24 protein-coding genes and 2 pseudogenes are annotated in these 25,971 nt (G+C 62.9%); 18 read left to right on the plus strand and 8 right to left on the minus strand.

Going from position 1 to position 25,971, the window contains the following annotated elements; translation table 11 throughout:
• Positions 1-41 precede the first annotated feature (41 nt).
• The 7 genes and pseudogenes from LUX31_RS26865 to LUX31_RS26895 all read left to right on the plus strand — a co-directional run bounded on the left by LUX31_RS26865 (position 42) and on the right by LUX31_RS26895 (position 7,437).
• Positions 42-416, plus strand: coding sequence for a cupin domain-containing protein (locus LUX31_RS26865; RefSeq protein ID WP_235477831.1), 375 nt, complete (start codon positions 42-44; stop codon positions 414-416).
• Between the two features lie 103 nt (positions 417-519).
• Positions 520-1,943, plus strand: a pseudogene (locus LUX31_RS26870) (ATP-binding protein).
• 61 nt (positions 1,944-2,004) lie between these two features.
• Positions 2,005-2,136 (plus strand): annotated as a pseudogene (locus LUX31_RS26875) (AraC family transcriptional regulator); the annotation flags it as partial.
• A 102-nt stretch (positions 2,137-2,238) separates the two neighbouring features.
• Positions 2,239-3,900 (plus strand): cellulase family glycosylhydrolase, encoded by a 1,662-nt coding sequence (locus LUX31_RS26880; RefSeq protein ID WP_235477833.1) that lies wholly within the window; start codon positions 2,239-2,241, stop codon positions 3,898-3,900.
• A 110-nt stretch (positions 3,901-4,010) separates the two neighbouring features.
• Positions 4,011-5,255 carry a Clp protease N-terminal domain-containing protein gene (locus LUX31_RS26885; RefSeq protein WP_235477834.1) on the plus strand — a complete coding sequence of 415 codons (1,245 nt, stop codon included), beginning with the start codon at positions 4,011-4,013 and terminating at the stop codon, positions 5,253-5,255.
• Positions 5,256-5,299: 44 nt separating this feature from the next.
• Positions 5,300-6,907, plus strand: coding sequence for an oxidoreductase (locus LUX31_RS26890; protein ID WP_235477836.1), 1,608 nt, complete (start codon positions 5,300-5,302; stop codon positions 6,905-6,907).
• Between the two features lie 83 nt (positions 6,908-6,990).
• On the plus strand, positions 6,991-7,437 hold the full coding sequence (locus LUX31_RS26895; protein ID WP_235477837.1) for a helix-turn-helix domain-containing protein: 447 nt from the start codon (positions 6,991-6,993) through the stop codon (positions 7,435-7,437).
• Positions 7,438-7,589: 152 nt separating this feature from the next.
• Here LUX31_RS26895 and LUX31_RS26900 read toward each other — a convergent pair whose 3' ends face one another.
• The 4 genes from LUX31_RS26900 to LUX31_RS26915 all read right to left on the minus strand — a co-directional run bounded on the left by LUX31_RS26900 (position 7,590) and on the right by LUX31_RS26915 (position 14,529).
• Complete coding sequence (locus LUX31_RS26900; protein ID WP_235477840.1) at positions 7,590-10,523, minus strand: DEAD/DEAH box helicase family protein; 2,934 nt, start codon at positions 10,521-10,523, stop codon at positions 7,590-7,592.
• Positions 10,520-12,421 carry a DNA methyltransferase gene (locus LUX31_RS26905; protein WP_235477843.1) on the minus strand — a complete coding sequence of 634 codons (1,902 nt, stop codon included), beginning with the start codon at positions 12,419-12,421 and terminating at the stop codon, positions 10,520-10,522. Before LUX31_RS26905 ends, LUX31_RS26900 begins: the two co-directional genes overlap by 4 nt.
• Positions 12,422-12,615: 194 nt before the next feature.
• Positions 12,616-13,344 (minus strand): 5-formyltetrahydrofolate cyclo-ligase, encoded by a 729-nt coding sequence (locus tag LUX31_RS26910; protein ID WP_235477845.1) that lies wholly within the window; start codon positions 13,342-13,344, stop codon positions 12,616-12,618.
• An 18-nt stretch (positions 13,345-13,362) separates the two neighbouring features.
• On the minus strand, positions 13,363-14,529 hold the full coding sequence (locus LUX31_RS26915; RefSeq protein WP_235477846.1) for a helix-turn-helix domain-containing protein: 1,167 nt from the start codon (positions 14,527-14,529) through the stop codon (positions 13,363-13,365).
• 220 nt (positions 14,530-14,749) lie between these two features.
• Here LUX31_RS26915 and LUX31_RS26920 point away from each other — a divergent pair, with 220 nt between their 5' ends.
• The 3 genes from LUX31_RS26920 to LUX31_RS26930 are packed head-to-tail and all read left to right on the plus strand — an operon-like array spanning position 14,750 to position 16,001.
• Positions 14,750-15,073: a recombinase family protein gene (locus LUX31_RS26920; protein ID WP_235477847.1), complete on the plus strand. Its 324-nt coding sequence runs from the start codon at positions 14,750-14,752 to the stop codon at positions 15,071-15,073.
• Complete coding sequence (locus tag LUX31_RS26925; protein ID WP_235477849.1) at positions 15,070-15,396, plus strand: recombinase family protein; 327 nt, start codon at positions 15,070-15,072, stop codon at positions 15,394-15,396. The genes LUX31_RS26920 and LUX31_RS26925 overlap by 4 nt, the downstream gene beginning before the upstream one ends.
• Positions 15,393-16,001, plus strand: coding sequence for an ATP-binding protein (locus LUX31_RS26930; protein WP_235477850.1), 609 nt, complete (start codon positions 15,393-15,395; stop codon positions 15,999-16,001). Before LUX31_RS26925 ends, LUX31_RS26930 begins: the two co-directional genes overlap by 4 nt.
• Positions 16,002-16,272: 271 nt before the next feature.
• Here LUX31_RS26930 and LUX31_RS26935 read toward each other — a convergent pair whose 3' ends face one another.
• On the minus strand, positions 16,273-16,572 hold the full coding sequence (locus LUX31_RS26935; protein ID WP_235477852.1) for a hypothetical protein: 300 nt from the start codon (positions 16,570-16,572) through the stop codon (positions 16,273-16,275).
• 75 nt (positions 16,573-16,647) lie between these two features.
• Positions 16,648-17,538: a hypothetical protein gene (locus tag LUX31_RS26940; RefSeq protein WP_235477853.1), complete on the minus strand. Its 891-nt coding sequence runs from the start codon at positions 17,536-17,538 to the stop codon at positions 16,648-16,650.
• A 495-nt stretch (positions 17,539-18,033) separates the two neighbouring features.
• Between LUX31_RS26940 and LUX31_RS26945 the strand changes: the two genes are divergently transcribed.
• Positions 18,034-18,375 carry a ribbon-helix-helix domain-containing protein gene (locus LUX31_RS26945; RefSeq protein ID WP_235477854.1) on the plus strand — a complete coding sequence of 114 codons (342 nt, stop codon included), beginning with the start codon at positions 18,034-18,036 and terminating at the stop codon, positions 18,373-18,375.
• Positions 18,376-18,511: 136 nt separating this feature from the next.
• Here LUX31_RS26945 and LUX31_RS26950 read toward each other — a convergent pair whose 3' ends face one another.
• A complete protein-coding gene (locus LUX31_RS26950; RefSeq protein WP_235477855.1) occupies positions 18,512-18,811 on the minus strand; it encodes a hypothetical protein in 300 nt (99 codons plus the stop codon).
• Positions 18,812-19,217: 406 nt separating this feature from the next.
• The gene (locus tag LUX31_RS26955) at positions 19,218-20,858 is read right to left on the minus strand and encodes a hypothetical protein (RefSeq protein ID WP_235477856.1); all 1,641 of its coding nucleotides are present in this window, start codon (positions 20,856-20,858) and stop codon (positions 19,218-19,220) included.
• A 93-nt stretch (positions 20,859-20,951) separates the two neighbouring features.
• Between LUX31_RS26955 and LUX31_RS26960 the strand changes: the two genes are divergently transcribed.
• The 7 genes from LUX31_RS26960 (at position 20,952) to LUX31_RS26990 (ending at position 25,836) form a co-directional block, all read left to right on the plus strand.
• Complete coding sequence (locus LUX31_RS26960; protein ID WP_235477857.1) at positions 20,952-21,359, plus strand: hypothetical protein; 408 nt, start codon at positions 20,952-20,954, stop codon at positions 21,357-21,359.
• A 512-nt stretch (positions 21,360-21,871) separates the two neighbouring features.
• The gene (locus LUX31_RS26965) at positions 21,872-22,093 is read left to right on the plus strand and encodes a hypothetical protein (RefSeq protein WP_235477858.1); all 222 of its coding nucleotides are present in this window, start codon (positions 21,872-21,874) and stop codon (positions 22,091-22,093) included.
• Between the two features lie 94 nt (positions 22,094-22,187).
• Positions 22,188-23,024 (plus strand): hypothetical protein, encoded by an 837-nt coding sequence (locus tag LUX31_RS26970; protein WP_235477860.1) that lies wholly within the window; start codon positions 22,188-22,190, stop codon positions 23,022-23,024.
• A gap of 5 nt (positions 23,025-23,029) precedes the next feature.
• Positions 23,030-24,106 carry a hypothetical protein gene (locus LUX31_RS26975; RefSeq protein WP_235477861.1) on the plus strand — a complete coding sequence of 359 codons (1,077 nt, stop codon included), beginning with the start codon at positions 23,030-23,032 and terminating at the stop codon, positions 24,104-24,106.
• Positions 24,103-24,810, plus strand: a complete 708-nt coding sequence (locus tag LUX31_RS26980; protein ID WP_235477862.1) for a hypothetical protein — start codon at positions 24,103-24,105, stop codon at positions 24,808-24,810. Before LUX31_RS26975 ends, LUX31_RS26980 begins: the two co-directional genes overlap by 4 nt.
• 217 nt (positions 24,811-25,027) lie before the next feature.
• Positions 25,028-25,627 carry an MT-A70 family methyltransferase gene (locus LUX31_RS26985; RefSeq protein ID WP_235477864.1) on the plus strand — a complete coding sequence of 200 codons (600 nt, stop codon included), beginning with the start codon at positions 25,028-25,030 and terminating at the stop codon, positions 25,625-25,627.
• A complete protein-coding gene (locus tag LUX31_RS26990; RefSeq protein WP_235477866.1) occupies positions 25,624-25,836 on the plus strand; it encodes a hypothetical protein in 213 nt (70 codons plus the stop codon). Before LUX31_RS26985 ends, LUX31_RS26990 begins: the two co-directional genes overlap by 4 nt.
• Positions 25,837-25,971 lie beyond the last annotated feature (135 nt).

The raw sequence follows: 25,971 nt of genomic DNA on the forward strand, positions 1-25,971 counted from the left end.
ACAAGTTACTTGTCCATGATGCTTATCCATAGGGGGCCGGCATGCCTTTCATCCGCAGCGGCGAGGCCGTCGTGCACGAGATCCACGGTGGCCGCTTCGTCTCCTATGTCCGTCCGGACACGGGCAGTCGGGACCTCGCCGCCTGGCGTGGAGAGATCCCGGCCGGAATGGTGGGCCCGGCCCACACGATCAGTCACGAGGAGGTGTTCTACGTCCTCTCGGGTCGCCTTCGGCTCACCATCGGCGGCGAGACCGCCGAACTCGGCGCGGGTGACGCGGCGGTGGCTCCGGCGGGCTCCGAGCTGGCGGTTGCCAACACCACCGACCAGCCCGCCCACATGTGGGTCACCACGAGTGTCGGGCTCAGTGCCAAACTGGCCGATGGCAGCACCATCGCACCGCCATGGACTCATTAGGGCCGCCCCGAACGGCGGGGAACAAGCCGAGCACGCCCTCGGGCAAGATGGTATCGGCAGCGATAGTATCGCTACCGATACCATTGCCCACGGGAGTCTCCTCATGCGCCGCTTCATCGGCAGGGACCGCGAGCTGACCGTCCTCCGCAACGCCCTCCAAGCGGTCGGCGATGCCGCCGGGACACCCAAACCAGGCCAATGCATCCTCATGCGAGGCAGGCGCCGAGTAGGCAAGTCCAGTCTCGTCGAGGAGTTCCTCCGGCGCACCGAGACCCCGTACCTCTTCTTCACCGCGGCCGGCGGTACGGCGGAGGACGAGCTGACGGAGCTGCTCGACGCCGTCACCCGGTCCACGCTCCCCGACCGGGAACTGTTCTCGGAGGAGACCCCCACGCAGTGGAACGCGGCCCTCAGACTCCTCGCAGAGATCCTGCCCGACGACACACCGAGCGTGGTCGTCATCGACGAGGTCCCGTATCTCATGGACCGCATCGACGCCTTCGAGGGCATGTTGCAGCGGGCGTGGACCGCCTGCTCAGCCGCAAGCCGGTCCTGCTCCTCCTGGTCGGCTCCGACCTGTCGATGATGGAGGCGCTGAACAGCTACGACCGCCCCTTCCACCAGCGCGGGCGGGAGATGGTCGTGGGCCCGCTCAACCCCGCCGACATCGGCGAGATGCTCGACCTGGAACCGGCAGCCGCCTTCGATACCGCCCTGATCACGGGCGGCCTCCCACTGATCTGCGCGGAGTGGCGGCCCGGGGCGGATGTGTGGGAGTTCCTCCGTGACTCGCTCGACAATCCCATCTCGGCACTGCTGGTCTCCGCCGAGCGCTCACTGGCCGCCGAATTTTCCCCTCAGGCGATGAGCGGGGAAGTCCTACGGGTCATCGGCACCGGCGAGCGGACCTTCACCAACATCGCGCGCGCCGCCGCCGGCGGCATCTCCCACACCACTCTCACCCGTGCCACCGATCTCCTGACCGGGAAAGGGATCGTGGCAGCCGAACTGCCCCTCTCCCTACGGCCGTCGAAGGAACGCCGCTATCGGGTGGCCGACCCCTACCTGCGGTTCTGGCTCGCGTTCCTGGATCCGCACATGGCGGAGATCGAACGTGGGCGGGGGGACCTCGCGCTGGGCCGGATCAGGGAACGGTGGACGAGCTGGCGGGGCCGCGCGGTCGAGCCCCTGGTCCGGGAGTCCCTCGCGCGCCTTCTGCCAGACGGCGCTCTGCCCGCCGTACCGGCGATCGGTGGGTACTGGACCCGCAGCAACGACGTCGAGATCGACCTCGTAGGCGCCGACCGGCAGCCGGTGGCCCGGCAGTTGCTCTTCCTCGGCTCGGTCAAGTGGCTGGAGAACTCCGCGTTCGACAGCCACGACCTGGCAGCACTGCAGAAGCATCGCGCGGTGGTCGCCGACGAGCCGGTACCGCTCGTCGCGGTCTCCCGCAACGGGGTCAGTTGTACCGGGCTCCAGGCGGCGTACGGTCCCGACGAACTGCTTGGCGCCTGGCGCAGGGCCTGACGGGCACCTGCCTGAACAAATCGACCGAGATGTGCGCGGACAATGCGCCCAGGGAATTCGCGTCGACGCCATCGCGGAGGTCGTCGGCATGGGCACCGCCACCACCCTGCGCCGCCACTTCAACCGCACGATCGGCGTGCCCCCGGGCACGTATCGCCGTACGTTCCGCAGCTCGCGATCCGCTGCCGGATGATGCCCAACATCTTGACGTGCCCCTGTCGCGGTGGGTTCATGGGAGCGCTCCCACGTTTCCGCTGATGCTGAAGTTTCTTGGCGCTCACTTTCTGGAGTCGCAGTGAGAACTACGAGAAGCACACCGCGAAAGAGCCCCTTAACCGTCCTGCTGACCGCACTGATCATGCTCCTCGGTCTCCTGGCGCTCGCCCCGACCGCCGCACAAGGGGCCGAACCCACCACCCAAGCCACCGGCATCCACATCTCGAACGGCCGTCTCCTCGAAGGCAACGGCAACGATTTCGTGATGCGGGGCGTCAACCACGCCCACACCTGGTACCCGAACCAGACCCAATCCCTCAGGGACGTCAAGGCGTTGGGCGCCAACACCGTCCGCGTCGTCCTCGCCGACGGCCACCGCTGGACCGCGAACACCGCCGCCGACGTGGCCGCCGTCGTCGCCCAGTGCAAGGCCAACCGGCTGATCTGCGTACTGGAGGTGCACGACACCACCGGCTACGGCGAGGACGCCGCCGCCGGCACGCTCGACCAGGCGGCCGACTACTGGATCGGCCTCAAGAGCGTGCTCGCGGGCCAGGAGAACTACGTCGTCATCAACATCGGCAACGAGCCCTGGGGCAACACCGATCCGGCGGGCTGGACCGCCCCCACCATCGCCGCCGTACAGAAACTCCGCGCCGCCGGCTTCGAGCACACGATCATGGTGGACGCGCCCAACTGGGGCCAGGACTGGCAGGGCGTCATGCGTGCCAACGCCCAGTCCGTGTACAACGCGGACACCACCGGCAACCTGATCTTCTCGATCCACATGTACAGCGTCTTCGACACGGCGGCAGAGATCACCGACTACCTCAACGCCTTCGTAGCGGCCGAACTCCCCATTCTCATAGGCGAGTTCGGCGGTCCCGCCGACCAGTGGGGCGACCCGGACGAGGACACCATGATGGCCACGGCCGAGCAACTCGACCTCGGCTACCTGGCCTGGTCCTGGAGCGGCAACACGGACCCGATCCTCGACCTGTCGATCGGCTTCGACCCGACGCAGCTCAGCTCCTGGGGCCAACGCATCTTCAACGGCGCCAACGGCATCGCCCAGACATCCGAAGAGGCCACGATCTACGCTGGTACCGGCACCGACACCCAGGCCCCGACCACCCCCGGCACCCCGGCCGCCTCCGCGACCACCGCCACCTCGACCAACCTGACCTGGACCGCCTCCACGGACAACGTCGGCGTCGCCGGCTACGACGTCGTACGAGTGGCCAGCGGCGGTACGGAGACCACGGTCGCCGCCTCCACCACCAGCACCGTCACGGTCACCGGCCTCACCGCGACCACGGCGTACACCTTCGCCGTGTACGCCCGTGACGCGGCCGGCAACCGTTCGTCCCGCTCGGCGACGGTGAACGTCACCACGTCCCAGGGCGGCGGCACCCCCGGAGTCAGCTGCTCGGTCGCCTACCGAGTGGTCGGCGAGTGGCAGGGCGGCTTCCAGGGCGACATCACCCTCCGCAACACGGGCACCACCGCCCTCACCAACTGGACCCTGGGCTTCTCCTTCGCCAACGGCCAGACCATCAGCAACATGTGGGGCGGCACACCCACCCAGACGGGCGCCGCCGTGAGCGTCGTACCCGCCTCCTACACAGCCACGATCCCGGCGGCGGGCTCGGTCACCGTCGGCTTCATCGGGGTGAAGGGGGCGACCAACGCGGCGCCGACCGCCTTCACCGTCAACGGCACTGCCTGCACGACCAGTTGATCCGCGTCAGCGACACGGGGGCGGCGTTCCGTGGTTTCGGGACGCCGCCCCCGCACTCCGTCACCCGAGCCCGTTCCCTATCCACAGATGGAGAAGGAGATCCACCCCTGGTGCGACGCGAATACCACCCGCCGTCGGGGAGGCTGGACGCCATGACCGGCAAGAAGCGGGAAGACAGCATGGAAGCGATCGTGGAATCGATCATCGAGCCCGACTGGAAGACCGTGGGCATCCTGGGGGCCGCCCGGGGCGGCGCGCTCGCGACCGACGGCGCGGCCATCGGCACCGAGCACCTCCTCGCCGCCATCACCACGACCAAAGGGCCCGCGCGCGAAGCACTCGCCGCCGAAGGGGCCACCCAGACCGCGCTGTTGGCGGTGATACGGAACCGGATGGTCCGGGACGACGCGTGGCGCGGTGCCGACGACGCCGAGGAAAGCGTCGCCGCGCAGGACGTGCTGGGGGAGGACGGGGGCGGGCGCGACCGCTTCACGGGCGCCGCGGCCGGGGCGCTGAGGGCGGCGATGGGGCAGGCACGAGGAGAAGGCGCGTCGAAGTTCGGCGCGGTCCATCTGCTGCGGGCGTTGCTGGAGGAGGACAGTCGTACGGAGGACGGCCGTACGGAGGACAGTCGTACAGAGGACAGCCGTACGGAGGACAGCCGTACGGAGGACCGCCGGGCGGAGGGCAACCGCGCGGAGGACAGCCGCGCGGTGGAGTTGCTGGGCGTCTGCGGGGTTTCACCGCAAGCCGTACGGGACCGCCTCGACGGAGGCACCGGTGGCACGGTCGGTGAGGCGGACGGCCTCGCACCCCATCTGCACGCCACCCGCGACGTACTTCTCGGCCGTGACCAGTACCGTCATCTGCCCTTCTGGAAGCGCTGGCTGGTCAACAGCGCCGGGATCAACCTGGCGTCCAAGCCCGCCTGGTGGACCGGGATGGAGACCTACGAGCAGGCGCGTCGCCTCGGCGACAGGACGGTCGGCACCGAGCACGTCCTGCTGGCGATCCTCGCCACCCACGAGGTCGCGCTCCGGTACCCGCATCTGGCGGGGGAGAACGCTCCCGCTCCCGACACCCGGTACGCGGGCGGCGAGCGGCTGGCCGGCCTGGGCATCGACTACGCCTCGGTGCACAGTGCGCTGACCGGCGATCGCGTCCATCTGACGGCCGACGCCCGCCCTGTCGAGCAGTACCTCGAAGAAGCCGCGAGCCCGAGCGGGGTGAGTACGGCCGACTCCGGCGGCGAATCGCCGGTCGACCCGGGCACGGGCCCGCTGGTCGAGCTCCTCCTGAGCGAGGAGACACGCGCCCGGCAGCTGGTCGACGCGCTGACTGTGCGGGACGCCTGAAAGGACTTGTCCGGCGCGTCGCCCTGCCAGGATGATCGTCGATCATGCGCCTCGACGAACTCAACGCTCCCGAACGGCAGTTGTGGGACTCTTTCCCACAAGGACGCACCGTCGACGTCCGGGACGTTCCGGCGTCGACTCCGACGGAAGGCGCGGTGGTCCGGGCCGAAGTCGTCGCCGCGCTGCTGCTGGGCGCCGGCCCCGAACCCGGCCCGGGCGACCGCCCCGCGCTGCGTCTGACCGGCGCGCGGATCACCGGCCGCCTGGATCTCCGGTTCGCCGAGATCGCCGTACCCGTCGTCCTGACCGACTGCCGCTTCGACGAGGCCCCGCAGCTGCGGGGCGCCCGGACCCGCGAGCTGGTGATCACCGGCTGCGACCTGCCGGGCCTGATCGCCGACACGGCCCAGATCGACGCCCGACTGGTGCTCTCCCGCTGCCAGCTGACGGGGCCTCTCGTCCTCACCCGCGCCCAGATCAACGGCGACCTGGACCTGAGCGACACGACGATCACCGCTCCCGGCGGCGAGGCGATATCCGCCGTCCACGCCACGGTGGGCGGCGACGCGCTGTGCACCAACCTGACCGTCGACGGAGGCTTCCGCCTCTCCGGGGCGTCCATAGACGGCGAGTTCGCCCTCGACGGCGCCGCGCTGCGAAACCCCGGCGGTCACGCCCTCGACGCCTACCACGTCCGGATCACCGAGGACTTCACCTTCCATCCGGGGTTCAGCGCGGAAGGGCGGATCATCCTCTCCGGCGCCACGGTCGGAGCGGGCCTCGGCTTCTGCGGCGCCCGGCTGAGCAATGCCGGTGACATCGCCCTGGAGGCGATCGATGTCACGGTCAGCCGCAACATCGACCTCGGCCGTGGCCTCACGGTCGAGGGCGGCATCAAACTAGACGGCACCCGCATCGGCACGGAACTCAGCTTCCGCGACGCCACACTCACCCTCACCCTCACCCACCCCGAGGGCACCGCCCTGTCCCTGCGCGCGACCCAGGCCCGGGAGACCGACCTGCGCACCCGCCTGCCCATCGACGGCACGGTCGACGCACGCAACGCCCACCTGGGCACGCTGTACGACGCCCCGGACACCTGGCCCGCCGACCTCCGCCTGGCCGAGACGAGGTACGACGCCCTCGCGAACCCCCTCCCGGCAGCCGAGAGAGTCCGCTGGATCAGACGCACCGGCGACGGCTACCTGCCCCAGCCGTACGAGCAACTGGCCGCGGCCTACCGGAAACTGGGGCACGAGGACGAAGCGCGCACGGTACTGCTCGCCAGACAGCGCCACCGCCGCACGACCCTCGCCCCGCACGTCCGCGTCTGGGGGTACGTCCAGGACGCCGCCGTCGGCTACGGCTACCGCCCCCTCCGCGCCGGCCTCTGGCTGCTGGCCCTGCTCGTCTGCGGCGCGCTTTACTTCGGCCCGCATCCCCCTGCACCGCTCGAAGCGGGCAAGGCACCACAGTTCAACGCGGTCTTCTACACCCTCGACCTACTGGTCCCGATCATCACCTTCGGCCAGGAATCCGCCTTCGCTCCCCGGGACACCGGCCAATGGCTGGCCTACACACTGATCGCGTCGGGCTGGATCCTGGCCACGACGGTCACGGCAGGAATCTCCCGCGCGATCAGCCGCCAGTGACAGGCCTGCACCCCCAGGCCCCCGACAGCCCAAGGGCCCTCCCGTCTGCCGGACGGAAGGGCCCTTGACCTGCGATTTTCCCTGTGCGCCTCCGTGACTCGCTTTCGAACCCGAGTAAACCCCTTGCGCGGCTGTTCAAGGCGCTAGAACAGGCTGGTGGAACGGCGTTGCCGCAGGTAGAGCCAGAATCGTCCGATCCAGCAGTAGCGACAGAGATCCGTGAGTGCCGGATGCTGTCGCCGGACGAGGTGGTGGAGCTGGTCGAGGCATACCGACACGGAGCCGAGATGAGCGAGCTGTCTCGTCAGTACGGCGTCCATCGCCACACGGTAGATCGGCACCTGGAGCGCGCGGGCGTCGCGAAGCGGCCGATGGTCAAGATGACAGCTACGCGGTTGGCCAGGGCGAAGGAACTCTACGAGCAGGGCTGGAGCACGAACCAAATCGGGCGAGAGCTGCACGTCAGCGGAAGCACGGTATGGAAGGCACTCAAGCGCGCGGGACTAAAGATGCGGCCACCCGTAGCGTGATAGAAGAACGCAAGCGCCCGACCGTAGTGCGCTTCTGCTTTCAACTCTGCGCCTCAGGTACGCGCAAGTTTCGAGGGCATGGATCTTAAACTGCAACAGCGTTGATCAGGATGGGCAGCGAGGCGTATGCTCCGCTGCCCACCCGCTCAGGATCAAATCAATGTGCCCTGCTCTGGGCCCTCGGAATGACTTAGCCGAGCATAGTCGAGTAGTTCGCTGGCGCGGACGTTCTTGCGGTGCCACTCACGCACTATGGATTCACCGATGAGTACATAGTGCCATTCGAATCCATCTCTTTGTTCGATCGGCAAATGGTTGAGTTGCTCGCACCATGCCAGAGCGGCACGCTGTTTGCGTCTGACGTTTTCATCACTGAGGGCAGATTGAGCCTTTGTCTCTACAACGTAAATGTCGCTGCTGGTTCGTACCAGGAAGTCTGGAGAGTAGTGGGCTGGCATGCCATCGGTTTTAAGGTATGGCCGACGCAGGAAATCGTGCCGGTACTCGTGAACCTTGATGATGGCCTCGACTCGACTGTCCTGATCAGCCCACTCGATGAAGAGACGTTCCAAACCACCGCTCTTTGATGGAACTGGAAGCTTGGGATAGATGCATTTGTGAACATCGACACTCGCGCTTGCGCGCACCGGGATTGTTTGCACCTCAGAAGTTCTTCGGTACTGAACTTCCGCCTCGAGCACTGGCTGATTAGCTTGGACCTCAGTTAGTTTAGTCGCAAAGGTGCCCGCGATTTCATGGGCCACATCGTCCAGCAGTAGCACCCGCCAGTTCTCGTCTTCCAAGGGGTCGAATTTCTGGTTAAAAAGACGGTTCCTGATATAGGAGTCGAGCCAGCCTGCCAGCAACGGCTTGTATGCTTGCAGGATTGGATACTGGCTCATCGACTTGTACTTGCCGGCGCTACTGGTGATGCCACGCCCGAGCGCCTCAGTGATACGCGTTGTCATGCGTGACAGGTAGTCGTTGTATCCCGTGGCGGTTAGGATGCCGCCATCCACCCGATAGTCGCCGTATTGAGTGCCAGTCTGGGCATCCTGAGAGACGAAACGGTCGCCGGTGCCGATCTGCCGCAGAAGCCATTCAAGCTGGTATTTGCTTGTGGACAGACGTGCGGGGTCAATGCTAGGCCGCTTGAGTTCCTCGTCGGCGTCACGGATGATGACCGGCACCTCGAAGTCGTAAGCCTGGTAGCCAACGCGCAGGTCGACATGTTGCAGATCGCCAGTCGCATTTATGTCGTCTTCAGCCTCACTGACTTCGGTTGCGAGCCCATCGCTGAGCAGCTCGTCGTAAAAGTCGGAGAACCTTGGATGTTCGACGATAAATAGCACATCGAAATAGTTGGTTGGCTCGAGACGTTGCCGGATCCGGTTACGGGTCTCTTGCTTCAGCTCGTCGATCGCTTCATTCCCGCGCCACATGAGTCGCAGGCCACGCCCAATGGTCTGTTCAAGCAGAATTGAGGCTTCAGACGAGCGAAGCGGTACGACTACGCAGATGTTATTGACGTCGAAGCCTTCTCGCAGCATAAGCACGCTGACGATGACTTTCGGCTCCGCATGGCGGTCGACGTCAAATAGCCGTTCTCGGATCGGCTCCCAGTCCTTAGCGGCTAGTTCAGCCTTACGGCCAGAATCGACGCGCAGAATTTCATCCTGGGACAATCCGCTGGTCTGTAGAAATTCAACAACGTGCGGAGCGACATTCGTGTCTTCGCAGATCACCAGCATCTTAGGATGCTGATTCGGGTCAGTGGAGGAGAACTGTCCCTCTAGAATCTGAAGTTTCTTGAGGCCGGCGCGGAGCATAACCCGCTGCCCATTTGATAGGCCCGTGACACGGTTTTTCTCGTCGCGTTCGGCTTTGAAATCGAGCGGTAGAGAGGCTACATCCTTCCGTTTGTCCAACGCCAAGGATTTGACCAGACCGGCTCGCATGGCCGACTTGAGGTCAAAATCAACCACGATGTGCGGAAAATACTCCTTGGCCTTATTCTTTCCCGAACCGACCTCGTTGTATGGGGTGGCCGAGAAATCGATCTGGATGAAGCGGGGCCCCTTAGTAGCGGCGATGTCCAGGAGACTTCTCTGCCACTCAACGTCCGTCACTTCATCCGAGCGGCGAACCTCATGGATGTGATGCGCCTCGTCATTGAAGACCAGCAGATCCGGCAGCTCCTTGAGAGACTCGAGTGGTCCCCCACGTAGATGGCGCCGATTCAGGACGTTGAGGGCATTGCCAGTAGCCGTTCCCGGTGTCAGAGGAAAGAAGCTTTCTACTGCCGCCTTTGCGTCGATTTCGTGGCCGGGTGCCTCGATGTCTTTGCTATCCTCTGCGAGGAAATCCGGATCTTCCTTGCCCGCGAGTAGATGCCAGTTTGTGAGGGCTAGCATGCCAGAGCCAGTGACCTTATGGCCGATGTCAGCTTTGGTTACTACTGATGACTGCAAAAAGCCGAAGAGCTGGGCGCGGTAATTCTCGGGGACGAATAGATCACCTTGACTGTAAATGTCGCTGGTAGTGAAGTCCCGCTCACCGTCCTTCAGCTTCCCCTGGAATGAGTCGAGCAACCGGTCATAGACGATCAGTCCTGGGGCCACGACTAGAAAGTTGCTAGTGAAGCGCTCATCGCTTGGCGAGGCCTGTTTATTGAGGTACTGCCAAGCCAACAGGGCATTGAGCACCCAAGTTTTTCCCGTCCCTGTGGCCATTTTGGCCGCATACTTGGGATGCTTATGGCGGTCTCGAGTGACTTCCCCGAGCAAGCCACCGCCAAGCATGGCTTCGCCTGCAACGGCCTCATAGAGCTCCTGCAAGCTACGTGCCCCGATGACCTCGTGCGCGTAGACAATGTGAAGGATGGCCGACCGTTGCCCTTCGTGGAAGTTCATGCGACGCAGTTCGCAGTAGTCGCGCTGAAACCAGAATTTGAGCAACTCCGCCGTTGTTGGGGTCACCTGGTCTAGCAGGTCTGTATGTGTCCCGGCTACCAGGGCATTAACCTGTCCGTCAACAAGTCGTGACAAGCCCGTGGCTAGAGGGAAAAGGTCGCGTGGCGCGCTCATGCCGTCACCTCCACACCTTCGAGGATTACCTCGGATTCGAATCCGAAGACATCGACTGCCCGGATGCAAACGCGTCGTGGGCCTTCGAAAGCGGGCAACTGTAGAATTGCCTTGGTGACAACCCGTAGTTCGTCGTTATTGTTCTCAGTATTACCTCGGTAGTCCTGCCAAACCGAACGGAAAACTTCTCCGTCGTAGTCCGGATCGACTGCCCAATACTCGATGAGGGCAAGGGGTTCGGCGTTCATTACTCGCCAAAGCTCCGCTCGATTCTTTTCATCGAGGTTGATGGCCTCAGGCGAGAGGAGAACGTAGTTTTTGAGGTCGACACGCAACTCTTCTTCACCTCCCATCTGGAGGCGTCCAGAAATAGTGGCCTGGAGATACTGGAGACTGGAGAAGCGAACTTCACTCGCAAGCTTGTCCGCACCCTTCTTTTTCAACCGGTCCAATAGGTCCGGCGGGATGACCAGCACCTCGAGGTTAGGGTCGTTTAGGTCACTGATGTCATGCCCAATCCCTGCTGAGAAGTTCCAGCCCAGCACGATGACCTTGTCGAACCCACCGAGCTTACTATCGCGGTAGCCTTGCGCGCGGCGCAAAGTGCTGACAGTTGTCAATCGCGATGGGCTGTCTGCGAAGACGAGGGTGCGGGATCCGGGGAGGCGGCCAAGGCTGCCGTTGACATTCTCCTGAGCTGGCAGAGGTAGCGCCCCATAGAGATCAAGTACGACCTTGGCGAGATCGCCAACACGGAAGTTGCGACCTAGAGTCGTCCGAGCCTGTTCGATCTGGTAGTCGCCAATCGCCTGGTAGAGGAAAGGCTTCGCGTTTTGATCGATCAGTCTTTTCCGAGTGATCATGGCTGCTGGTTTGCCAAGATCCGTTGCAATCCATCGCCGACCAAGCCGTTCGGCTACGGCTGGCGTGGTTCCAGACCCCATGAAGAAGTCTGCGACAAGCGCACCTTCATCGGTAGTTGATTGGATGATGCGCTCAAGAATTGCTTCAGGTTTTTGCGTGTTAAATCGCAGATTCTGCGTTTTGTCGGCAGGTTGTAGCATGGAAATTCGCCACACGTCGTCGATTGTTCGATGAGTTGATTCTACGTAGATAACCTTTCCGTTCTCGTCTTTAGCGTTGACGATGGCGCCCTTTTCCTTTGACCAGACTCGTTTAATCTGGTTGATTGGTTTTTCTCGTCGCTCCTTCTGGGGATTGAATGTGAAATCTGTCGACTTTCGGTAGTACAGGATCATGTCGTGATTTCTGGGGAAAGTGTTAATATTCCCCTGCATTTTGTTGTAGTACCACCAAATGATGTCGTTGACGAAACGATCACTGCCGAAGATCTCATCAAGGATGATCTTCACGTAGTGTCCTACGTGCCAATCGAGGTGGACAAAAATGGACCCTGAGTCGCTGAGGAGCTCCCGCATGAGATAGAGGCGTGGAGTGATCATGGCGAGATAGGAAGCCGTGCCGTCCGACCATGTGTCGGAGTAGGCGAACTGCTCAAGGACCGTGGGCTTTTGGTCGATCGTTGTACCCGGTAGGGTTATTTTGGATCGGTAATCGGCTTTTGAGTCGAATGGCGGGTCGATATAGATCAGATCCAGCTTGCCCAGGAGGCTTGGTGTCTCCTCGTCGCCTGCGAGCAATGCCGCCATGGCGAGAAGGTTGTCCCCGTAAATAAGGCGGTTAGGGAAGTCGCTTACCTCGCTCGTGCGACCTGCGTGAAATAGGTCTTCCGCGGCAGTGTCCTTGGAGGGGATGACAAGCTCACGAGTTTGGAGGCTTACCTTGTTTCGCCCCTCGAGCTGCTCTAGGACTTGGGCGGCCTGTCGCTTGCCCGCGGCGACGATGCCCGGGAGCTGCTCCAGCAGCGACTTCCTCATATGCTGTCCATCCTTCGGGCGTCATGCATCCAGCCTGTCTTGGGTGGCGTCGGCTGGACCTCTGAGAGCGAACTTTACGGGCTGGTTTGGTGTCGGTGGCTCGCTTGGGTTCAACCCGCCACACACGAGACCAAAGACTACAGAGAGTAGCGATGGGTGGGCTGAGTTACAGGCTCTTGGGTGAGTACCGCACTTCAGTTCTCTTGACGTGAATTCGCCTGCGCAGCCAGCACCGGAATCGCCGCGATCTTCTCCGGCGTGAGGTCGCTCCAGACAAGCCCCCGTGGCCGGCGACGCCCCGGGCACCTCATCACCTCGTCTGGCGTGACGATGAGGTCGACACTGAAGTCGTGCTCGGTCTCGGGGATCTCCTCGTCGACCACCTGGAGCTGGTGGACAGGCGCGACGATGACCGTCTCGTCCGTCACGAGGCCCGCCTCTATCAGGAGCGCCACCTCCAGGTCGGAGTACCCCGCGCCCTTGCCGATGCGTGCGCCGGAACGGTTGACCGCGACGCTGCCGCAGATCACGACGTCGATCGGGCGCATGTCCTCGACGCCGACCCTGCGAGCCACCTGTGCGGCGCCCTTCTTCTCGGCGGCCTGCTCGACAGGTAGTTCAAGCGTCTCGGGGTCCAGCAAGTAGAACGGCTGGAGGCTCGCCATCCTTGGGACGGCCATATAGAGCAGCTTGCCGTCCTCGAGAGCGCGGATACGGACCGGCAGTTGGGCCCAGTCGGGATTCGCTTTGACCGTCCGGGCGCGCTTCCATACGTCCAGCTCGGCTAGGCGGTCGACCGTCGCCTCCGCCCCGTAGAACCCGGGGATCTTGCCGTACGAGCCTTCTGGCACTGCGCCTTCGCGTTCGAGCAGGTGCCACACCTGGTCGCGGACGGCTTCCTTGGCCTGGTCGATGTTCCTCATGTGCCCCTACCGGTCCCGTCAGATCGCCGCCATGAGGGCCAGAAGACGATCATTGACGTCCTGCACCCACGGCTCGTGCCGCCACTCTCGAAGCTCTCGACCAGCGGCGAATGCCAGGTTAAGACCGCCGCCACCGCGTGTCAGCTCCACGGCGTCGATCGTCCGGTGCATGGTGGCTGCCGCGTCGTCGAGCTTACGCTGGCGGATCAGTGACAAGGTGAGGTTGCCGAGCGCGATGGCCTGGCTCTTCTGCTTCGCGGCGAGCGCCCTGGCGGTCATACGCAGGATGGGCTCGGCGCGCTCGGGTAGGTTCAAGAAGAGATAGCACGAGCCCGACAAGCGGCTGAACTCGTTGATCGTGTAGTACTCGGCCGCTACGTCGTCGGCACCGACCCGGTCGAGCTGCGCCTCCGCTTGCGTCAGTGCCTCCTCGCATGACTTGAGGTCGCCGCTCATGGCGTAGCCCTCGGCCACGTGAAGCAAACTCAGCCCGGTGAGGGAAGGACTGGCGGATCGTGCGACCTCCGCCGCCTGTCCCGCGAGCGTTGCGCCCTTGAGGGGGTCTTTCTCGCCGTAGAGCGCCACGAAGCTCTTGCGTAGCGTCGCGTATGCCTCGGCGTACGGATCTCGTACCTGGCGGGCCGCGGCCACCGCCTCGTCCAGATAGGCGACCGGTGCGTCGTGGTCGCGCCGCTGGCTCACGTCCCAGACGAGCTGTCCCATGAACGTGGCCGACTCAGCCTCGACTTCGAAGAGGGCTTTGCGCACGCGGGGGTTGGTCGCGTTCTCTCGAAGGAACTTCACCTGCCCGTGGACCTGGCCGGCGGGTCCGAGCAGGGCCGTCGAGGGTGCTCTGTCGTACCGCTCGTCGAGTTGGCGAATCCGCTCGTGTAAGTAGGCGACTGCCACCAGGTCTACTGACGAAGGGTGTTCCAGGACGTAGCTCATGCGCTCGCTGGGCTTCGTCTGGATGACCGTCACGTCGTCGAGTAGGGACTCCAACTCGTCGAGTGTCACGTTGAGCGCGGCGGCGAGCTTGGGACGTACCCAGGGCTGAGGTTCACTCTCGGCCGTTTCCCAGCGCACGACCGTCGAGCGCTCGATGCCCAGTCGTTCGGCGAGCTTGTCTTGGCTGTAGCCCGCAGATTTGCGACGCTGAGCGAGCCGCATGCGCTTGGCCGCCATTGCACTTCCCTCCCGGGGCTCGGGGGCGTACCCACCATAGCCACCCGGGGGCCGTTTACGCAGGTCAAGGCCGTCCTTGCCTCATTTTTGCATCGTTCTTGCCCCTCCTTCGCTCTGGGTTTCCGCAGGTCAAGGGGCTTTTCTGGCCGTTACGCCGGTCCAGCGGCGCCTGGCCCCAAGCCCGCCATTGGACCGGCTTCCAAAGGCGAAAGGGGACTTCATGCGACCTGCAATTTACGGCTACATGCGCGTCGTGGGCATCGAGGAAGCGGACGATGAATCCGAGCGCGTGAAGCGAGAGTTGACCGCCTACGCCCAGCGCGAAGGCTTCGCGCTCGACCAGGTGTTCACCGAGAACATCAGGTGTTCGGAATCAGGGTTCTCCGCGATGCTCGACGCTTTGAAGCACCATGAGGTCAAGGACATCATCGTTCCGTCGCTTTGGCACTTCGCCCGACTGCCTGGCCTCCAGGACGCCATGCGCCAACACATCGAGCAGGAAACTGGTGCTCGTATCTGGGTAGTTCAGGGGCGGCGCGCGTGACCGACCAGGAACGTCCCCTGATCTACGGGTACATGCGCGTCCAGCGAAGCCAGACCGACGAGGAGCTACTTGCCCTTGAGGACGGCCTTCGACTCTTCGCCGCCTCCGAGGGCTACCGCTACGCCACGACCTTTCAAGAGTTCACACCCGGCTGCAACCGGGAGTTCAAGTCGCTGATCGCGGAACTCAAGCGCGCCGGTGGCCACCATGTGGTCGTACCGACCATGGATCACCTCGCGCTTCATCCGCTGTTGCAGATTCACCTGCTCACCAAGCTGGAACTGGATGCAGGCGCTGAGGTCTTCGAGGTGATCTCCTCGTGACCGAAGAACAAGAGGTCCCGCCGAATCGCGACTGGGTCTACACCAGCAGTTTGCAGCTGGCCGCCGTACCGTCGGCTGCCAGCTGCTCGCGCATGCTCGTCCGACTGACGCTGACGCGTTGGAATTTGGCCGACTACGTCGAGACGGCTGAACTGGTCATGTCGGAACTCGTCACCAACGCTGTGCAGGCGACGGGACTGACCGGCCCGGAACCGAAGTCGTGGGAAATCACGGCGGAGCATGTCATCGGGGTGCAGCTCCGCGCCGTCGGTACGAGCCTGGTTCTGGATGTCTGGGACAGCAGCTCTGACGCTCCCGTGACGAGTAACCCCGGCGAAGACGCCGAAGGTGGGCGGGGTTTGCTGCTCATTGGGGCGATGGCCAAGCAGTGGGATGTTTTCTGCCCGCACGCCGGAGGGAAAATCGTGTGGGCAGAACTCGAACTGGACAGGGCGGCGAAACCGCCGCCACTCACCACGATGCCGGTACGCATCCCCGGAGCCACCAAGCCACCCAAGGGGCCGACCAACACGATGGCGGAGGAGGCGTTGTTGCAACGCTTCCTTGATGCTCTGTACCAATGGGACGAACCTCGGCCTGCCTGAAGGTGGCGATCTACCTCGCGCCGGCCACGGTGGTCGAGCGGATCCAGCTCACACAACCCCGCAGACATGAAAACGCCCCGCCTCCCTGTACGGGTACGCGGGGCGTTCATGTTGTCACCTATGAGTTTCTGTGTGTTCTTTGCTTTCTGCGCCATGACTCTTTTCCCTCTTGCGGCGATAGTACCAATCGACTATCGGGCCAAAGAAGACCGAAAGAAGCATCGTTGCCATGAGAAATATGACGAAGAGCGACCCAACGATTTCCTCTGCACTATTTTCCATGCTTGAACCAGTCTTTCGGCTGTGGATACACCTCACCAAGTCTCCAGTTGTTTGCGGCATAAGCCTCTAGAGCAAAGAACGCGGAAGCTAGAGTCAGAATTATTACACCGATGACATTTCCGCTCATTGCGCTGGATATTGCAAGAATTAAATAGGTAGCCGAAGAGATAGCGAACAGGGCGGTAACAATGCTGCGAGCACCCTTGCTTCTGAGTTTGTAACGAAGAGTGAAGGCGACCGCACTGAAGTTGATGGCTATGAGTATGTTGAGTATAAGTTCTTGAGGCATATCGTTCCCTTTTAGCTATTGAAGTTGTGCGGGTGGTGGTGCGCCGCACGGGCGCACCACCACCTTGTTACCCTCCTACCTGCGGAGGGCAGCCCCACACCAGCCGATGACCCTCGCGGCCCAGTTCGTCGCAGTGGCGGGCGCCGCACCAAGGCGCGCTGCTGTCGCGATCAAAATGGGCCATGTCTGCGGGACCATCGCCATGGCAATTGCGGCTCCGATCGGAATGCCCGTGCCAGCGATACAGCCGACATACGCCCAGAAGTTGGGGTCCGCCGCCACCGGGTACGCGTAGTTCCCGGTGGTGTGGTCGACCACCTGGGTCAAGCTGCTGCCGTCCGTCTCGAAGTGAGTCGGAACGGCAGCACCGTTGGCGTCCTTGGCCCACGCGGTCGGGATGACCAGGGCCGGAACGTCATCGCTGCCGAGAACGACAGCTCCGCCGTCCTCGGTGAGCACCACCTTGCCGCCGTCCGGCACGTCCACGTTGTACGTGAATCGCGTCGGGGCGTCGGCATTGGCGATGGTCGTCAGCATCTGCGCGCCGGTGGCGGTCGGAATGACCGCCTGCGCGGAGCCGTCGGTACCGGGGTACACGACGGTGCCGTCAGGCAGCCGCTTGGCGTTCCCGGCCTCGTCGGCGTTCGGAAGCCCGATCGTGATCGGTGACGCACCCTCGATTCCGAGGGACACGCCGTCCTCCGGGTCCTTGGGGACATCGGTGATCGAGCCGTTCTTGGTGACGACGGCCGCCGAGTCGGTGTCCGCGAGGGACTTGACCGGCTCGGCAACGAGGTTGCCGTTTCCGGCTTCGGTGGTGCTGAGTGCGGCGGCAACCTCCGACGAGGTGACGGTGTCACTGTCGTCGGCGGATGCCATGGTCGGTGCCGCCATCAAGGCGGCTGCGGTCATTACCGCAGAGGCCGTCACCATGGCGACCTTGCGGATGAAGCGCGTACGGCGCATTGGGTCTTCTCCAGTAGTGCAGGGATGTGAATGTGCGAGATTCACGCCAGCAAGCCGTCCCGGTATCTGACCAGGGCAACGTGGCATTACGGAATATAAATGGATTTCATATCCGCTCTCGTCGATGGTGGATTATGAAGCATTAGTTAAGTAATTACAAGCATTATCGATATAAAAAAGAAGGCCCCCACCCTGGACATGGATTTGCCAGGGTGGGGGTTTCCGCCATCAACCACTGGGAGAAGGCAGCGGGAGGCGGAGCTTAGATGCGGCGCGGGCGCCGTCACTTAGTCTATTAATGCCACACTCCGGTCGTCTTGCAGAGCAGTGGAATTCACAACGCCACCGAATAAGTGTTGACTTTGCGCAACACTTGGTTCATAAATAGAAGTGTGGACTGAAATCAACACGGAAATCCCTCGTCGGTGTCCTGCGGCTTCACGAGATGAACCAACTGGGTTCGTCGGCCGCAATTCACCGAGGAGGTGGCTCGCTATGAGCGAGCAGCCAACAGGAACCGGCCAGCTCCGCACGCTGGCAGTTCGGATTACCGAAGACCTGCGAGCACAGCTGGACGTCGTCGCCCAGATCACCGGTCGCAGCACCACCGAGGAGATTCGGGTCGCCCTGGAGCACTGGGTCGAGAAGACCAAGTCTGACCCGGCCATCCTTCAGAAGGCAGCGGCAATCCGTGCCGACATCGAGCGTGAGGCGCAGACACGCCGTAACGCTATTTCGGCAATCTTCGGTGCCGAGGACACCGCGGAGGAGAAGACTGAAGAGTCAGCCCCCGCCGGCCGTCCGGCTACTCGCCGAGGCAAGAGCTCGGACGAGTAGCGCACCGCTTCACCTTCGAGCGTGAGCTCAGGGGAGGCACAAGGCGGGAGCCCACCTGGACGCGACTGATGTCGCTGTCTGGGTGGCGCTCCCGCCACTTTTCATATACCGGCCGAACTCTGGCTTGCACACCCCATCAAGAAGATTGACCCGCAAAGTAAACCTTGGCAACTGATACCCGAGGCGGAAGTTGGTAGCTCTCTCCATCCTTCCCAGCCTTCGACCCGTCTACGGCTTGTACGGTCCACTTTTCCGATGACTTATCAAGCAGCTTTACATCAGGCCCTCTCACGATAGTGCGACCCGATTCCTTGCAGTAGTAGGCGGGAAGCAGCTCGAAAGGCAGTGCATCGCCGGCGCCGCCGATTCGTGCCTGACATTTTTCGCCGCCGCTGAGTTCCATTGCCCAGGGCAATGGGTCGGCTTCCGTCTTCATTTTCTGGACTTTTTCAGTCGTGTAGAGCTCTCGGAGTTGCTTGTCCCATGGCGACACACCGCAGAGGAGTGAAGTCCGATCCGGCTTCACCCAGCATACGTTCGCTGAATCTGCGGTAGTGCCGCACCAGACAATATCGGGATCCACTGCGGAGGGAGATGGAGAGTGACAATCTACCTCTCTCATCTCATGGATGATTTCGTAGTCAGACCGAGGCTCTCCGGACTCGTCCAGCGGCGCAATCGTCACTACCTCCGTTGAAGATGGTGACTTCTCGGACGAAGGCTCCGCGCTGCAAGCAGATGTGCCTACGAGGATAATCCACATGCCCGCAGCAAGCAGTAGCCTCGTTTTCCTCGTCGATGCCACTACGAACCCCTCGTTAGTCTAGAAAGGCCAAGCCGTTTCAAGGAAGTGCCAGGATCTGCTCGCATCGTTTTGGATCAGACCCTGAAAACTTCCCCTCGCTCTCGTAGCGCTTCCAATCCTCGGTGAAGTAATGCTCCGTGTCCTTCGCGACACCCATCGAGCGATACGGGCCACGCGTTACGGTCCCCTTCGTGCTGCCCTGGACGTAATCAATGAAAAGCATCCACTCGTAGTTTCCCTTGCAGCTCAAGGTGTTTACGGTAACCTGCGCTGGGTCACTACGACTGACGGTGAATGCAGGCCCAATTAGTTCAGTCGGCGGGGGTGCCTCGCCGTCCACCAGCATGCTCGCTTCGCCTACGACTCCCTTATCGAATAGCCTACCCCCGTCCAGATCAAGTACGAACTCCCTGTGGTACATATCGCCACATCCGCCGCGGGGCTCGTAAACCCACTTGGGTGCAGGCAGCTCCCGCAGTTTCTTGTGGTGGATGTTTCTAATCTCTACGGGCTCATCTGTATTTCCCGAGAGGTCGATAACCAACTGCCCCGACTGCCAGGACCCACCACCTGACGCAGCGGCAATCTTAATTCGGGAGTCCTCTTTTGTCGTCAAGGGGAAAGACTGGATACTGGAGCCACCCGGTTGCATGGCAACCATAGTGGCTCCGTCACAGCCGCGGAAAGTAGGCCACGTCGTATTGACGTTGAGCGGGGCTGCTTCTGCTTCTCCTTCTCCTGCCGACCATTTCCACCACAGGCCTAGAGCGGCGCCCACGGTAACGACGAACGCTGTACTCAGAGACAGCAGAATCCGTTGCTTCTTCCGCTTGGCGGCCGGCGGAGAGGGAGGCGCTGGGTTCGGTGAACCAGGTTGCTGCGCCGATTGTGGAGGGATCGTCGCAGCCAGGTGGCTGTTCATGAGCTCGCGAAGCTCATCTTGATGGCTCGCGACGTATACCTTGAAGCGTGACTCAAACGCTGCAAGCAGCTCGCCTTTCCGCCTCTTGATAGTCGAGGAACTTTTCTCTACCCAGACTCCCGCGCGAAGCTGGCGCTGTCCTCGCGATCCACGGTTTTCTTCCTTCTTTTCCTCTATTCTCCATTCGGCATCGTTTGGTCTCCATGATTGACGTTTGAGGCTAAAGGCAGCTTCGTCGCTTATCCCCAGCAGCTCAGCTGCCGCTGCGACTTGGAAAGTTGACTCCCCAAGCTGATCTACCAGGGGTTTTTCATTCCTTCTTGCAAGCGACTGCCGCATCGCATCAACGGAAACGCGACGCAGGACGGTGTCGAGTACGGTGATGCGGCCGCCCTCGGCGAGTGCGCCATCTACTGCCACTCCCGTGAGTAGTACCTGCTCAAGACCTAAGCAGCCTTCGAGTGACGCATCAGTTACGCCAACGTCTGCGAGACGTTTTAAGTCGTCCAGCGCGGTTCGCTCGACCGGCGGTGTCTCGTCCGTCCTGCCCGTGTCCAACTGATACGCCCTCTCTGCGAAGTGGATCGTCAGCATAGGGGAGTTGGGTCGGGGTTCGGGAGGCTTCACGAGCAGAATCACCTTCGCGAGATCTGTTGGGCGGGGTACAGGGGAGCGGTCGCCGACTACGAAGATCACGACCTTCCTGTTGCGCCACGGGACGCGAAGATCGATCCCACTGTTTGTTTCGTCGACCATGAGTCACGCTAAAAGAAGTTTGCTATTGCAAATATATTTAATTTATGTTATAAATATATGCGGGGTCGGCCTTCAATATAAAAGGAGGCTGACATGTCCGCTGCATCTATTGCGAGACGTGTAAATTACGATTTCGGAGATTTCACCGCGACAACCTCGACAGAGGAGATCAGATTCGGTGACCCGGCGTGCCTGGCTGACTATGTGGAAGCCTGGGTGCGCTGCGGTCGTGGTGTGCGAGTCTGTTGCGGAGACTTTCAGACGTTCATGATAGCGCTTGCCGTAATCATCGACGAATGGCTCACCGAAGCAACCTTCCTGGACTATGTCAAGGAAAACCCTGACCCCGAAGAGTCGTCGGAGATCATTCCGCGTCGGGTCAACAGCATCTTCGGAAAGAAGGGCATGCATCACCCTGTGCTCGATCCGGATTTCTTCGCCATGCAGACCTTCTATGAGCTGCATGGCAGGAAAGACGGAGACCCGCCTTCTGGATTCTGAAGCACTTTCGGCTGGCCGACCCCACTCGCCCGCTCCACCGTGGAGCGGGCTTTTCCATGTCCCGATGCTTGACCCGAGAGTGACCTAGGGCTGACCCGTGAGGCAATGACCTGCGGTTTTCTGCACTCAGCGGGTCATCCCTGGGTCACTGTTGGGTCATTTCCCCCACGAGCTCTCATCGCCTGGTCTCGTAGAGATGTGCCCACCGAAAACCGCTTCCTGGCGGCAGTTGGGTCACACCCCCTTGAGAACTCAAGAGAGGAGACGTCTGTGTCGACTCTGGTGGTTATCGGTCTCGTTTTGACTGCCTATTTCGTAGGCCGAATTCATCAGTTTGTGCGTGATGCGCGGTCGGTCTTGGGCCTCGACAAGAACGACAAAGAGTAGTCGCGCGCAGAGAACGGCGTGGGGACCGCCATTAGGTCCCTCGCCGCCCTCTCCAGACATTTTTGGGTCCCTAGCAACTCAGTTCGCCATTCCTCACACCACATCAACCGCAAAGGAGCTTTTCCATGCCTCGAAACCGCTACATCGCCCAAATCAACGACGCCGAGCGCACCCAGATCGCACAGCAGGAGGAGGAACTGACCAGGTTCGCAAGGAGCCTCGGTCGTAAGGACACGGACATCTCCTCGGTCCAGGTCGCCGGCGACGGCAAGGAACGTCGTCGCATCCGTCGCGAACAGCAGCGGCGGCACAAGCCGGAGCGCTTTCGCGGCGCGAACAAGGCGTAGTTAAAACGCTTCCGGGGGTGGGGCTCTGGCTTCTGGAGCCCCACCCCCGGAACGCCCCCAGACACGAACGGCATCACCAGAAGGAGGTCTCGCTATGCGTCTCACCACTCGCACCACGACCGACAGCCCCCGCGTCGCCCCGATTCCGTCGCCTCGTTGCTTCCGGCTCACCGCAGCCGTAGCGCTGGCAGTCGCGACCATGACGGCCTGCTCCGTCGGCTCGTCCCCGCACGGCAAACTCGCCCGGGACAAGCGGATCCTCGCCTCGTGCGATGCGGCCGCGCCGCCCGCGTCGGACATACAGCTCGACGGCACGGGGTCGAGTAACTCGAAGACCATCACCGAGGAGCGGATGGCCGCCATCGAGCAGATCGTCCGCACCACCGCGATCTGTTCTGGACGCGTGCGGGTGAGCGTCTTCGCCGGATCGAGCGCCGCCACGGCGACGCTGTTCGACGGGCTGCTCCCGCTGCACGGCGCCACCGACAACGCTCGCCTCAAGCGCGTCGCGCCGGTAGTCGACGACGCCATGACCGAGATTCGGGACGCATACGGGCCTGCGGTCGCCGGCCTCCAGGGCAAGGGCAGCGACATCACGGCGCAGTACCGGCTGGCTGGTGAGTGGATCAACCAGGTGGGCGGTAACTTCCGCCTGCACTTGCTCGTCCTGACGGACGGCTTTCAGAACGTCGGCATGGATCTCAGCAAGCGGGCCACCAGCAAGAAGGAAGCTGCGGAGTTGGCGAACAAGACGGACGTGCCGAAGCTCCCTGGCGCTTCGGTGACCGTCGCTGGTCTCGGTCGCGTAGCCGGTTCGCCGCCTCGTTCAGACATCGTCGAGGGCTTGGTCAACTTCTATGACGCCCTGTGCAAGAAGACCGGCGCGGCGAAGTGTGTCTCCGTCACCGACTACACCTCCGAGGGCCGGTGACTGCCGTGAAGCTTCTCCGTCAAACGACCGCACCCCTGGACGCATGGACGCAGGAAGCCGACGCGGTTTCGCTGCCCCGGTTGGACGAGGTCGGCGGTCACGCCCGCCCGTCCGGTGTCGGCGTGACCTATGCCGAGCAGGAGTATCACGCACTGGCCGACGAGCAGGAACTGATCTGGCCGGCCGAGGGCGAGCGCGCGGCCCGGCCGTTCCAGGAACGGGCACACAGCCTGGACCGCGTGGCCGCGGGGACGGAGTTCCTGCTGTCGGAGCAGGAGCACGAGGTTCGCCAAGCACGGGCCGACTACCAGCACGCGGCGTGGGTCCTGACCCCACATACACGGCGGGAGCCCGGAGCGAAGCTGCGTTACTGGATCTGCTGGCCGGTGCTTTGGTTCGGTGACACCGCAGGCGTCTGGTCGGCGGCGGTCACCAACGGCGACGTTCCCTCAATCGCGTTCGGGCAGTCACTCGCCTCCGGCCTGGCCGCCGCCTGCGCCGGACTGGTCGGGGCCGAGCTGAAGTACATCCGTATGGCCAAGGCCCGACAGCGCGATCCCGAGTCGCTGACCGAGGACGAGGCGCGGTATGCGCGACTGTTCGCGGACACCGACAACGGCGGCAGCATCGTGACGCTCATCAGCTTCTTCTCCCTCGTCGTCGTAGCGCTGCTCGCCGTCGGCATCTTCAATCTGCGGGCCAGCATTGAGGGCAGTGCCTCGGGGCTGACGTTCGGGTTGCTGGCTGCGGCGACGGCGATCGGGTCGGGGTTGCTCGGCTACTCGGCCGCCGACGAGGTGGCAGACCTGCTTGCGGCAATGGCCAAGCGCGCTCAGAAGGCCGAACAGCGATACCTCAAGCTGGTCAAGTCATCGGCGTTCAGGGACAAGGCGCAGGCCGAGGAGGCAGCGCGTTCCATCCGGGACGAGTACCAGCTGCGCGGACAGGCCGCCGGCAAGCGGGTGGAGTCACTGTCCTGGAGGGTGCAGCGCCGTAATCCGCAGGTGCTCGGACACGGCTTTCCGGCCGGTGAGCAGGGCGGAGTTATCGGCAGGCGTACACGTCGAGGTGGTGCCGCGTGAATCGCGTCGGCTCGCTGCGTCCGAGCACGCTCCTCGGCAGTCGCCTACTTGGATGCCCGACGCCGGGTACGCCGGCCAGGCGAGCCCGTACGGACTACATGCTCGGCAGTGCTGGCCGCCCGGCCACCGTGCCGACGCTGCTCATCGCCAACTTCGACAACTCCGGCTCGGTCACCAGCCCAGCCGGAACCGACCCCCTCTCGAACCGGTTTGCCGAAGTAGCCCACGCCTTCTCGGTCGTCGCTCGCCGTGGTGCGCGCCACGAGCTGGGGGCTGTGCTGCACTTCGACAGTCCGTCGCGCGGCGACGTCCGCCCCACCCCGATCACCAGGCGCGGAATCACGAGGTTGCACTCCGGCCTCCACGTCCCGCCGGACGGTGCCGGTACGAGCGAGCTGGGCCCCAGCCTCCGCCGAGCGATCGAGATTGCCGATGCCCACCCGGACCACGCGGCAACGCTCGTTTTGCTCTCGGACTTCTGGTTGCTGGACCCCGAACCGTCCAGCGTGCTTTCTGAGTTGGCGGGATTCCCCGGCGACGTCCACGCCGTTGTCCTCGGCAGCCGCCTGGGCTCACGAGCGCTCGACGAGCACATCACCGTGACACATATCGACCGAGACGATCCGCCCGGCGCGGTTGCGCGGGCCTTGTTCTCAAGTCTGGTCGCCCGACGCCCCGGCAGTCACGTCCACGCGCCGATGTGACGTGCTCTCCGGCTGGGGCCGTCGCCGATTCCACAACACATTTCTCGTTACCCGTGCGTCTGCCAGGAACCGAGGAATGTCCGTTCAGCAGGCCGAATCTTCGGGCGAGCATTCGACCGATCCGACGATTTCCCAACTCGCAGTCCAGCTTCATAACTAGAAGCAGATTCCGGCAAGTCACATTCAAGATCGCCGGAGACGGAAAGGAGAAAACGACATGACGAACACCATCAACGAATCCACCGGGGCAAACGTACCGCGTAGGTTCCGCACCATCCTGGCGGACCCTCCATGGGACATCCAGCAACGGGGCGGACGAGGCGCAGAGCGCCACTACCCGCTCTTGAGCCTGGAGCGCATCAAGGCCATGCCTGTTGGCGAGCTGGCCGAGGACGACGCCCATCTTTGGCTGTGGGTCACAAACGCCACCTTGAGAGAGGGCTATGACGTTGCCGAAGCCTGGGGTTTCACCGTCCGGTCGCCGCTCACGTGGATCAAGTTCCGGCTCGGGCTTGGTGTCTACCTGCGCAATGCGACCGAGCACCTGCTCTTCGCCACTCGTGGCAAGGCGCCAGTCCAGTTCCGTGCACAGCCGACGTGGATCACCGCTCCGGTGCAAGACCACTCGCACAAGCCCGAGGAGCAGTACCCGCTCATCGAGCGCCTGTCGCCCGGCCCGTACTTGGAGCTGTTCGCCAGGCGTCGGCCGCCGAGCAACTCGCCGTGGTTCGTGTGGGGCAACCAGATCGACGCCGACGTGTCGCTCCCGGGCTACCCGGTGCCCAGCGACCGTCGCCGCGACGAGCGGGCTATATGAGCGGCGAGAAGAAAGGCGAATCTCCAATGGGAAATCCGTTCGTGTGGTTCCTGCGCGCCAGCCTGCTGTGTCTCGGCGCAGCCATCGCCATCAATCTTGCCGTCGCGTTCCTGCGCCCCGTGCTGACCTGGATTGTTGCCGGGTTCGCGGTGGGTGCATGCGCGTGGATCGCAATCGCCGTCGTGCGGTGGAGACGTTCGAGGTGGTAACAACCACCGTAGAGAGGTCGCGCGTTGTGGAATCGACAAACTCCATTGACGCGTTGACCAAGATCAGCGATAACTGGATATGCGGGGTGTTGATTTCAGTCAACACCCGGAAGGAAAGGAGGTGACCTTATGACT

Origin of the sequence: Streptomyces sp. GQFP, from assembly GCF_021545335.1 — a bacterium.
Taxonomy (GTDB): Bacteria; Actinomycetota; Actinomycetes; order Streptomycetales; family Streptomycetaceae; genus Streptomyces.

Bases quoted from the DNA above. Each gene is read 5' to 3' on its own strand.
- LUX31_RS26970 (WP_235477860.1), top strand. From the start codon at position 22,188: ATGCGTCTCACCACTCGCACCACGACCGACAGCCCCCGCGTCGCCCCG.
- LUX31_RS26890 (WP_235477836.1), top strand. From the start codon at position 5,300: ATGCGCCTCGACGAACTCAACGCTCCCGAACGGCAGTTGTGGGACTCT.
- LUX31_RS26920 (WP_235477847.1), top strand. From the start codon at position 14,750: ATGCGACCTGCAATTTACGGCTACATGCGCGTCGTGGGCATCGAGGAA.
- LUX31_RS26985 (WP_235477864.1), top strand. From the start codon at position 25,028: ATGACGAACACCATCAACGAATCCACCGGGGCAAACGTACCGCGTAGG.
- LUX31_RS26960 (WP_235477857.1), top strand. From the start codon at position 20,952: ATGTCCGCTGCATCTATTGCGAGACGTGTAAATTACGATTTCGGAGAT.
- LUX31_RS26955 (WP_235477856.1), bottom strand. From the start codon at position 20,858: ATGGTCGACGAAACAAACAGTGGGATCGATCTTCGCGTCCCGTGGCGC.
- LUX31_RS26940 (WP_235477853.1), bottom strand. From the start codon at position 17,538: ATGCGCCGTACGCGCTTCATCCGCAAGGTCGCCATGGTGACGGCCTCT.
- LUX31_RS26990 (WP_235477866.1), top strand. From the start codon at position 25,624: ATGAGCGGCGAGAAGAAAGGCGAATCTCCAATGGGAAATCCGTTCGTG.
- LUX31_RS26945 (WP_235477854.1), top strand. From the start codon at position 18,034: ATGAGCGAGCAGCCAACAGGAACCGGCCAGCTCCGCACGCTGGCAGTT.
- LUX31_RS26900 (WP_235477840.1), bottom strand. From the start codon at position 10,523: ATGAGCGCGCCACGCGACCTTTTCCCTCTAGCCACGGGCTTGTCACGA.
- LUX31_RS26965 (WP_235477858.1), top strand. From the start codon at position 21,872: ATGCCTCGAAACCGCTACATCGCCCAAATCAACGACGCCGAGCGCACC.
- LUX31_RS26950 (WP_235477855.1), bottom strand. From the start codon at position 18,811: ATGAAGACGGAAGCCGACCCATTGCCCTGGGCAATGGAACTCAGCGGC.
- LUX31_RS26935 (WP_235477852.1), bottom strand. From the start codon at position 16,572: ATGCCTCAAGAACTTATACTCAACATACTCATAGCCATCAACTTCAGT.
- LUX31_RS26865 (WP_235477831.1), top strand. From the start codon at position 42: ATGCCTTTCATCCGCAGCGGCGAGGCCGTCGTGCACGAGATCCACGGT.
- LUX31_RS26915 (WP_235477846.1), bottom strand. From the start codon at position 14,529: ATGGCGGCCAAGCGCATGCGGCTCGCTCAGCGTCGCAAATCTGCGGGC.
- LUX31_RS26905 (WP_235477843.1), bottom strand. From the start codon at position 12,421: ATGAGGAAGTCGCTGCTGGAGCAGCTCCCGGGCATCGTCGCCGCGGGC.
- LUX31_RS26910 (WP_235477845.1), bottom strand. From the start codon at position 13,344: ATGAGGAACATCGACCAGGCCAAGGAAGCCGTCCGCGACCAGGTGTGG.